The sequence below is a fragment of the Bradyrhizobium sp. JR4.3 genome (assembly GCF_040547695.1).
GTDB lineage: Bacteria > Pseudomonadota > Alphaproteobacteria > Rhizobiales > Xanthobacteraceae > Bradyrhizobium > Bradyrhizobium canariense.
On record NZ_JBEPQF010000043.1, the window covers coordinates 48,981 to 58,229 of the forward strand.

Genomic DNA, 9,249 nt, shown 5'->3' on the forward strand with positions numbered 1-9,249 from the left:
CTCTTCTAGGCAGGGGCCGCTCTATCCAGGGAAATGCAGGCGGCCTGAGGTAGTTGACCACCGCGCCCACGCGTCCGACAATGTGAGCTCGCATGACAGACGCCAACCGAATGCTGCTGGAGCAGCTCAACATGATCGAGCGCCTTGCCGGCCTGATCGAAACGAAGCGCACATCCACCCGCCGAGCGAGGCTCAAGATCGAGCGGCTTAAGGCAGAGCTGAGGCGCATCGACCGCCAGACCCGGCGACAACCGAAATCTCAGAGCCAGTAGTTCACTCCCTCAGGAGAAACGAGCGGAGTGCTCAATGTACTCCGCTGGCCGTACTTTTCGAGACGCGCGCGTCACAGCCTCAAGACGGGCTGCGATGCCGCTCATCCGGCGTGCCGCATCTCGAACCGCTGCTATATCGGTCGGCCCGGCGCCAGTCGCGAGATTCAGTTCGTTCTGCAGGTGCCGGAATTCTGCCTTGCACCGGGTCCAGCTCGGCGAGAAGCACCGCGAATTCGTCCATTGGGGAAAGGCCCTTCAGTTGGATGGGCTGCGGCCGGATCGATCTCTTCGTCAAGTCAGCGGCTGGACGGGCTTTAAGATGAAGCCCACCATCCCTCGGAACCAAGACGTGTCAAGCGTAGTGGGGGCCCACCGCGGGCGCGGCGCTCTGCTTCTTCAACCAAGATCTTCCAACTCTGAGAGCTGAAAAGTGAGTTCGCGAAGTCGTTCGGCGTAAAGGATTGCGCGAGAGCCTCGCATGAAATGTCCTCCCCAGCACAAAAAAAAGCACTATCAGGATAGCGTCAGAGCAAAAAGCGCGAGCAGTATCCGGTAAATAGCGGACTCAATACGCCAGTCTTGCTGCCTTAGGACAAACGGGCATCTCGAAACAACGCTTACAGGTTGGGCAGTCGTACAGGCGCACGCCGGATGGCAGTGTTACCACTGTGTCCCCCAGCAGGAGGGCGTCACCGCGGGTTGCGGCTGCAGTCAAGGGCGCGAAGATGGCGGGTGTTGTGAAGGGGGGAGGACCATCGGCTATCCAACCCATTGCGCGAAAGCGCGTCCGCACGAGCCTTGCGTTTGTCGAATTCCGATACTAGTTTTCGTTTTGAAAAATGGAGAAGTTAAGTGGCTATGGGGACGGTGAAGTGGTTCAACCCGACGAAGGGTTACGGGTTCATTCAATCTGACAACGGCGGCAAGGACGTCTTCGTCCATATCTCAGCGGTTGAGAAGGCTGGTTACACCTCCTTGGCAGAGGGAGCTAAGGTTAGCTTCGATGTCGTGAACAACCGCGGAAAAGACTCGGCTGAAAATCTACGGATGGGGTGAGCCCTCCAACGCGTCGTGAAGATAGGCGCCACACGAAAAGGCCGCAGCGGCGAACCACTGCGGCCAGCCGGGTAAAATGAAGACGTGAAATATTATTCCAGCCCCGGCAAGACAAGCCTACAGCGACAGTGCGGGGGCGCAATGTCGTCGATGTCACACTTATGGAAAACTTAAACGTCAGTCTTGCTGACTGAGGGAGGGCCCGCCGGGGCTGACGATAGCGAGCCCTCAACCTCTAGCACGAGGCCGCGAGATTCACCGGCGCATCGCAAGACGAATAATCTGCACCCGAGCGTGTCAGATTGATGTCAAACCAGTATCGAAATTCGGCAGGTCGGTTAGGTGTGAGCCGGCGAGCTTTCAATCACCGCTGATGGCCCAGACCAATTCCCAAGTACAGCGCCTTCTGACGTAGCGAGCCCTCGGTTCGCTTGGTCATCTTGGCTTGGCTATTTTCACGACAGGCGTTCGTGCCTTTGAGTGCGCCTTGAGTTCCTTGACGTCGGACCTGGTCCACTCGCGACGAACTACTTGTTTCTTCTTAGGCAAGCGGCGCTCCTTCAATTTTGAGGGCGCGGTCTAACAACATAGTGGGCAGTTCGCAAGCAGCGCACTTATCCCACCACGCGCGACGATATTTAAGCGCGCCGTGAACCCTGCAGGAGTGACGGGCATGTTCAGGGTTGTAGCTGCGGCCTTGTGGAGTCCAACTCATGGCGAAGTTGGAGCGGCAACCCATAAGGCCAGGAATCTTTTGCACCAGCAAAATGCCGACGCTCTTTGACAAAGGCATGCCCGTTCGAAATTGTTCCAGCGCTGCACTTCAATCCCGATCCGCTTACAAAACGCCGTCCGCGTCCCGGCAACGGCTTTTCGCACGACCTTGAGCCTTTCGGCGACGTTTTCTTACTCAATGGATTTCGGGCATCGACTACCTTGGACGCGGGGAGGAGAGTCTGAAACTGTCTCAGGGCGGGTGCCGATTTCCTTCAAGAGATGAAGGGTATCCACTGCAGCGCCAGCCTCAGATACGAGAAAAAGTAGCGGTCAACGAATAGACCGAGGGGCGGCCATGCGATGATGCCGATGCCGAGTAGGATTATGATGCCTGAACCGATCAGCATCTCTTTGATTTCGCGGTGCATCGCGTCAGTTTAGGCAATTCTCCGCTATCTCGTCCATTCCATCAGGGACAACGCAAGCGCAGTCCCTTCAAGGCTACGTCGCCTCGGGTCACTCAGTTGCCCATGAACCCTTCGTAGAAGTAGCCCCACGCTACGCTCGCCGCGATCACGGTAATCCAGAAGTCGATGCGCTTGGTTCAGTAGATCAGCGTTTTTGTGTTTTTTCATTGCCACGCCACGAAACATGAGCGGCGCGGCAATGCAAGCGAGGATCGTCGTCCTGTTGTTCTTCGACTGTAAGTTATCGCCTAGTGCACTGCCTCACGGGTGATTTCGCTCGCTTCAAGGGAGCGCAGTGCAGCAAAGCTTCTAGCAGTCTGCTGAAGAACCCCTCGCCACGGAGGAGGCTTGATGATTCACTTATCATCTCGATTCGGCGGAGGCGATCATGCGCGGCAGGTTTACGGATCAGGGCGGCCTGTTTTCGTACATCGCGCCGGATAAGCGTGTGCCAGCGAACCATTCGCTGCGGAAGGTCCGGGAACTTGTCCGGGATGTTTTGAGTGATTTGAACCGCAGCCTTGGAAGGCTCTACGCCGGCGAGGGGCGTCCTTCGATCCCGCCGGAGCAATTGCTGAGCGCCTTGCTGCTGCAGGTATTCTACGGCATTCGGTCGGAACGCCAGTTGATGGAGCAACTGGACTACAATCTCTTGTACCGCTGGTTCGTAGGACTGTCGCCGGACGATCCGGTGTGGGACCCGACCACCTTCACCAAGAACCGGGAGCGGCTGCAGAACGGCGATGTGTTCACGAAGTTCATGACCAGGCTTCTGAACCATTCGCAGGTCAAACCACTATTGTCGGACGAGCATTTTTCGGTGGATGGAACGCTGATCGAAGCCTGGGCTTCGCAGAAGAGTTTTCGTCCCAAGGACGGCCGCGGCGACGATGATGATGGCGCCAACTTCCACGGCCATAAGCGCAAGAACGACACCCATTGCGAGTACCAGTGATCCGGACAGCAGGCTTTATCGCAAGGCGGCCGGACGGGAGGCCAAGCTTTGCTATATGGGCCACGCCACCATGGAGAACCGGCATGGGCTGGCGGTGGCCGGCAGGGTCACGCATGCCAATGGCACCGCCGAACGCCGGGCTTCGGAGACCATGCTGAAGGCGAGACGCAAAGCCGCAGGCAGCCGCATCACGGCCGGTGAGGACAAGGCGTACGATACGGCCGATCATGTCGCCAATCTTCGCGCCATCGGCGTGACGCCGCATGTGACACAGAACCAGGCCGTCACCAAAAAGAACCGCAACAGCGCCATCGACGAACGAACCACGCGGCATCCGGGGTACGGCATGTCGCAATCGCGTCGGGCGATGGTCGAGTGCATTTTCGGATGGGGCAAGCAGCATGGCACCATGCGCAAGACCAAACATCGTGGCATCGCTCGCGTCGCCGCCGACTTCCTGCTCAATCTGATCGCCTATAATCTGATCCGCATTCCAAAACTGCTTGCCGCTTAGCCACCCCGCGTCAGGGTGCACCCAACGCCAGGCTAGAAATTACATCCAACTCCGCCGCGTCGCCCCAGCAACGACCGGACAGAATAAGAAAACTCTCCATTTCAAGGTTTTTCAGCAAACTGCTAGGGCTTTAGTTGTGTATTGCTTCCCCTCGGCTCTGCCGGCCGGTCGGGCATCCCTGGTCAATGGCGCTGTTCGACGAACCCCTGTCGTTTTTGACAGGTGCGGGCCGTCCCGACATGTGGGCATGATCGCGGGTTAAAGGACGAGAGCCGCGGCTATGCGACGTTACTACTTCCCGATTTTCCACAACGGCGAGACACAGGCGGACGATGTAGGGATCTATTTCGCTCTGCTGAAGTAGCTATCCAATACGGCGCTCGTGTCGCTCGGGATATCGCCAGCGATCGCGATTATGACCGTGATGCGGGCACGGTCGTAATCGTGGTTGATGCCTCCGGTGCTGAGATCGCGCGGCATAGAGTCGGGGCGGCAGAATCCTGAACAGCCGGTGGTGTTGTGATGCGGTTCCTCACTTCCTAGCTGTTGTTGGCCAGCGTCGCCATCATGCTCTTCGCGTCCCTAGTAGGTAACTCGGTGAAATGCTGTTTGGTGACTCCTCGGATCGCAGCCATTGCATTGAACAGGTTTAGGGCGATATCCGTCAGCTCGCGCAACTCGGCGGGAGACACCTTTGCTAGATCGAAAACATCATTGTAAGAAACGGCGCTGGTTCGATGGGCGAACGCGTTGTTGCGTAGAATGGCCACTTTCCCGGCTGCAGATTTGGCGGTCAGCATGAGCGCCGCGACCTCCTCTTCTTGCAAGCCCTGCAGATGACCCGCGCTGGTCATGGCTCGGATCAAAGCTCCAAAGTTTGTCGTGTCGCGCCTCTTTTCGAAGGCTCCTGCGATGTAGATGCAGTAGGTGAGAAGATATGCGTGCGGAGTGAACCGGAAAAACTCATTGTAGTCCCGCATGGTGTCAATGATGTGCTTTCTGGTGTCATCCAGTTCGAAGTAGGACCAGAGATCCAGAAACAGCCGCGCTCTCACGACATGCTGGCCAAGGCGATCGAGCCGCTGTTCAATCGATAGTTGATGCTGCGCTGTGCCTGTTTTCATGGCCTATTTCACAAGTGATCGATCAAAGCGGGCGTTGATGGACAGATTCTTGCGATGGTCGGCCCAACTCATTTCGATCAGGTTACGAATGCCTCCTGTGGTTACTCCGATGCGTCCTGGTCTGTATAGCCATTCACCTAGAATCGGGCTCTTGGAAACGACTGGAGCGGATATCATGAGCACGAATTCTAATCCCCGAAAGCTCGTCCATAGACCGACGATTTCCTGATCGGAGTCGCCGTACCAGGGGTCACGGTCGATGTCGCAACGGCGGGCGGCTTCCTATCCGCCACGGCCGGTTGCCTTCAGAAGGATTCGCACGAAAGCAAACATTCGCGCGAAGAGATAGTCGATCTGGTCGGACGATGTGAGAGCTTCCTGGGTCGTTTCCGAATGGCGGATGCGAAAGCTGTTGCCGACCATCGTCAGTTCGGCCGCCTCGCGAGCCAACGCCTGCCGGAATCCCGATCCGGGCAGGGCGACGCGGTCCAGCAGTGCGTCGGCCTGAACCCGCTTGTTGGCGCCCGGCTCAAGCGTCTTCAGCCGCTCGAATGCGTCCCAGAGCTTTTCCAGCGCGTCCTGGCGATCCTCCAGCTTGGGCGACAAAATGCGCCGGCGGGCGCCTTCGAGCAGGCGATCGGTCTCGCCATCGCCGGTCTGAAACAGCGCCCAGCCGATTGCCTCGGCGAGCGGGGCGGGGAGGGGAGGAGGCGGCGCAGCTCGCCCGCGCGCGTGAGCTCGAATGCGAGCGCGTTGCGGCGGAACAACATGTTCACGTCATCCACGAAGCGCACCAAACCCGGTTCGCGGTCCCAGCTCAGATGGTAGTGCCGGAAAAACGAGTGATAGGCGCCTTGAACCGGTTCGCCGACGGACCTGGCGCAGAATTCGAGCAGATCGAGAATGACGGGCGTGTCCGGCACTTCGGTCGCCGAGAACGGCCACTCGATCCATGGCACCTCGGCCAACAGGACGCGACGGAACGACTGCTCGTCGCAACCGCAAGGGCCGTTCCCGTCGGGACACTGCTCCGGGAAGCGGAATCCAAACGAGCCATCTCCGATCCGGGTCTGGATCAGGCTGAACAGGCCCGCCCAGAGCCGCTCGTTGATCGTGTCAATGGCGGGAGCGCGCGCGCCGTATTCACGGTCTGTATAATAGGTCGACATTCTGGCCGGCCATTCCCAAGGCTTCAGGTCCGTTCGGTCATTCGGGCGGAACGGCGTCATCGAACTGGACAGAGGTGGAAATCGATCGCTGACTGCGGCCGTTGTGGCCCCGTCTCAATGCCGGATCAACGGCAAAAAGATACGTCTGTTTCAGTCTCGTCCTGCTGCCTCCTATCACGAAAGAGCCTCAAAGGGTGGATCGGCGAGAGCCGCCGGCACGGTCCTGGTCCTCGACGGTCACGCCTCGGGGTCATGGTCGCTGGGGCGACGGCCGGCTCTGGCGCATTTGTTGGACCGGAGCGTCTGTTTGGCGGCGGCATGCTCCAGGCTTCCGGGGAGCATCAACCTCGCGTCGCGGAAAAAGACCACAATGTGACTGCTCTCGGCTCCGAGGCGTGCGCCGGAAATAATCAAATCCATGGAAGACATCTCTCCTGCGCCGAAGAAGGCTATCAAGCGCAGGAGACCAGAGCTTGTTCGCGCGTGAAGGTCTTCGTACGCTTGAGGCCGCGAAGCGATTGGCACAGGTTCAGCGATCTTAAGGCTGATTCGCAGGTGGTGTGAACGTGTAGACGGTCTTGCCGCCCATCTGCGGGTTCTCGTCAAGTTCGCTCGTGTCGTGCAGCGAGATCCGCGACAAACGGCGCTTAATCCTGCGCCTGACTTCCGTCTCCGGAAAAGTCAGCCTGTGAAAGAAGCTCAATGTCCTGCCGCTCTTGTCGGCGAGAGCCTGGGCGGCCTTCACCCACTCGCCCGCGATTCGCCTGCGTTCCATCTTGATGGCGACGTCCAGGTCGCCGAGATCATCGCCGTGGGTGAGATAGGACCCGAACACGCGCACCTCTGTAACATAGTGGAGGAGCTCGCCGTCGCGGTTGATCCGTTCAACGCGCGCCAGGACCTCTTCGAGCAGAGCCTCAGCGGCAGCGCGGTTCATGCGGGGAACCAGGGACTTCATCCCGGTCGCGTGGCCCTCGTCGGTGACCCGATAGACCATGCGGCCGTCGCTTTGCCGACCTTCTTCGCAGATCAGCTCGTGCGCAAGCAACGCTTCGATCAGGCCGTGCGCCTGAACAGTAAAATCCGGCATTTTGGGCAGGCGCACTCCGAAGATCTTGTCGCGCTTGCGTGCGGTCGTCCAAAGGCGCAGGACGTGGCCGCGATTCGATCCGTCGAGCTTGCCGGTTTCGATCAGCTCATCGATGGTTGCGCGCCACCATGTTCTGAAGAGGTGCTCGTCGACCAGATCGGTATAGAAGCCATCGGAGTTCGTGGCATCGGCCAGCAGGTCGCGGACGAGCTTGGCCGGCTGCCCTCCGATCCGGGTGTTGCGGTCGAGTTTCATCGCGCTTCCTCGTGCCTCGCGATGTCGGCCACCTCTTTCGGAAACAACCTTGCTGCCTCGATCTGGGTGTGTTTCGCACCTGCCCATCGGGCGATGATCGAGGCCCAGCATTGGTTCAAGCCGGTGAAGTCGGCATAGACGATTGCGTCGCCGTGCCGGGGCACAATCAGGCGCGGCCCAGCCCGGCGTACCAGTCTTCGCATAATAGAATCCTTGCTCGACCTGCGAGGCCTTGACGGGACAGTGACTTCGCCGCGTCACCGAAGCTTTCGATGGCCTCCTGGAGCCTCTTTCGGAGTTTGCCCGGGATATCGAGCGCGTAGCTGTCGAGCATGTAGAAGGTATTGGCGCGCCAATGCCGTGGCTTTTTCTTCGGTTTGCTGAGGCTCGTCACCTCGAATTCGATCTTGTTGGTGACGCGCGGATCGGCAAGCACGAGCCAGTCATGCTGGACGAATCTGTAGGTCCGAACATTGCCCTCGACCATGATCTCGAAGCCGAGATCGCGCAGCCGCTGCTCAGCCTCACCCATCGTTGCCTCGCCTCGCGCCGGGCCGCGCCACTCGGTCTGGTACAGAAAGGCCGGAGGCGCCTGCGCCGCATGTCTCACCATCAGTTCCGACTGCCGCCGCTCCTCGTCCCGCTCCTTCTCGGTGCGGTCGGTGGCGAGCGACGTCTCGTTCAAGTAGTCGGCCGAGAGCTTGAATGCCATGCCGAGCACCCGTGCATTGGTGCATATTGCCGTACCCGTCAGGTGACGTTCCAGCCCGCGTGGATAGGCGAATCCGCCGCGCGAGCCGAATGCGTTCGTGCCATCCCCGCATAACGGGCATACCGCGCGCTCTTCGATGCCGGGATATGAGGCTAGTGGCGGATCGACCTTGGCGCGCTGGATCACGGCTTCGGCGGTCTCGCGCTTCCATTTCTCTCCCACTCGGCCCGCATCGTGCAGCCATAGTAGCTGGTCAGCAGGCCCGCGATGTCTTGAGGTTGCAGTCGGATCAGGTCATGGCGAAGGTCGGACAGCTCGCGTTGTAATGCCTTGATCTCTTGATCGCGCGGGTCGATCGGGGGCGAATAGTTGGGTTGGTATGTCCTTTTGGGCATGACCATGCTCGCGAGCTCAAAACAGATTTGCGAATCTAATGATCTTTCGGCTATTCGGATTGCAATGTCGAGCTCGCGATCAATCGACGTTTTGGTCTGCATCCGTCCAAACCGCCCCGCCGCCCGAAAAACGCCGTAGTGCGGATAGCCCAAATTTGAAAGCAAGCGGGTAGGGCGAAGAACTGAGCGGCGGCCCCTAGCGACAGGGCGTTACGACGCGAGAACCTGTGGCGATCGGCAATCGACAGTTGCTCTCGGCGGCCGACTAAGTTGTCGTCCGTGAACAAGGTTCTAAGCGATTGAGCAGGAGTCTCTTTTTCGGATTCGAGGCGGTTTGAGATTGCAGGGAATGGGAGGTTGAAGCCGCCAAACCCTGCAATTTCGCTTTTGGATTCCCTTTCCCTGCGGACCATGATTCTGTGGTTCAGCGGAGGGAACGATGCGGCCGAAGAAGCACAAGACGACGGGATCGAACGATCTGTTCCGGGCGCGGCTGGACCAGATCATCAATCTGAAGCACGAG

7 protein-coding genes and 3 pseudogenes are annotated in these 9,249 nt (G+C 59.0%); 3 read left to right on the forward strand and 7 right to left on the reverse strand.

Annotated features, from left to right (window positions below; genetic code table 11):
- Nucleotides 1-92: 92 nt before the first annotated feature.
- Entirely contained in the window at nt 93-272 is a 180-nt protein-coding gene (locus tag ABIB91_RS36960) for a hypothetical protein (protein WP_354128251.1), read from the forward strand.
- 852 nt (nt 273-1,124) lie between these two features.
- A complete protein-coding gene (locus ABIB91_RS36965; RefSeq protein WP_280096675.1) occupies nt 1,125-1,328 on the forward strand; it encodes a cold-shock protein in 204 nt (67 codons plus the stop codon).
- A gap of 364 nt (nt 1,329-1,692) precedes the next feature.
- On the opposite strand, the pseudogene ABIB91_RS36970 reads toward ABIB91_RS36965, so the two are convergent.
- Nucleotides 1,693-1,877 (reverse strand): annotated as a pseudogene (locus ABIB91_RS36970) (hypothetical protein).
- A 1,023-nt stretch (nt 1,878-2,900) separates the two neighbouring features.
- Here ABIB91_RS36970 and ABIB91_RS36975 point away from each other — a divergent pair.
- Nucleotides 2,901-3,981: pseudogene (locus ABIB91_RS36975) on the forward strand (IS5 family transposase).
- Nucleotides 3,982-4,520: 539 nt separating this feature from the next.
- On the opposite strand, the gene ABIB91_RS36980 reads toward ABIB91_RS36975, so the two are convergent.
- The 6 genes and pseudogenes from ABIB91_RS36980 to ABIB91_RS37005 all read right to left on the reverse strand — a co-directional run bounded on the left by ABIB91_RS36980 (nt 4,521) and on the right by ABIB91_RS37005 (nt 8,828).
- A complete protein-coding gene (locus tag ABIB91_RS36980; protein ID WP_354171738.1) occupies nt 4,521-5,105 on the reverse strand; it encodes an AbiU2 domain-containing protein in 585 nt (194 codons plus the stop codon).
- 282 nt (nt 5,106-5,387) lie between these two features.
- A pseudogene (locus ABIB91_RS36985) lies at nt 5,388-6,274 on the reverse strand (hypothetical protein).
- 237 nt (nt 6,275-6,511) lie between these two features.
- Nucleotides 6,512-6,694 carry a hypothetical protein gene (locus tag ABIB91_RS36990; protein WP_354171736.1) on the reverse strand — a complete coding sequence of 61 codons (183 nt, stop codon included), beginning with the start codon at nt 6,692-6,694 and terminating at the stop codon, nt 6,512-6,514.
- A gap of 118 nt (nt 6,695-6,812) precedes the next feature.
- Complete coding sequence (locus tag ABIB91_RS36995) at nt 6,813-7,619, reverse strand: hypothetical protein (RefSeq protein WP_354171734.1); 807 nt, start codon at nt 7,617-7,619, stop codon at nt 6,813-6,815.
- Nucleotides 7,620-7,785: 166 nt separating this feature from the next.
- A complete protein-coding gene (locus tag ABIB91_RS37000) occupies nt 7,786-8,517 on the reverse strand; it encodes a hypothetical protein (protein WP_354171732.1) in 732 nt (243 codons plus the stop codon).
- A complete protein-coding gene (locus ABIB91_RS37005) occupies nt 8,514-8,828 on the reverse strand; it encodes a hypothetical protein (protein ID WP_354171730.1) in 315 nt (104 codons plus the stop codon). The genes ABIB91_RS37000 and ABIB91_RS37005 overlap by 4 nt, the downstream gene beginning before the upstream one ends.
- Nucleotides 8,829-9,249: the final 421 nt, after the last annotated feature.

Bases quoted from the DNA above. Each gene is read 5' to 3' on its own strand.
- ABIB91_RS36960 (WP_354128251.1), top strand. From the start codon at position 93: ATGACAGACGCCAACCGAATGCTGCTGGAGCAGCTCAACATGATCGAG.
- ABIB91_RS36980 (WP_354171738.1), bottom strand. From the start codon at position 5,105: ATGAAAACAGGCACAGCGCAGCATCAACTATCGATTGAACAGCGGCTC.
- ABIB91_RS36990 (WP_354171736.1), bottom strand. From the start codon at position 6,694: ATGGATTTGATTATTTCCGGCGCACGCCTCGGAGCCGAGAGCAGTCAC.
- ABIB91_RS36995 (WP_354171734.1), bottom strand. From the start codon at position 7,619: ATGAAACTCGACCGCAACACCCGGATCGGAGGGCAGCCGGCCAAGCTC.
- ABIB91_RS37005 (WP_354171730.1), bottom strand. From the start codon at position 8,828: ATGCAGACCAAAACGTCGATTGATCGCGAGCTCGACATTGCAATCCGA.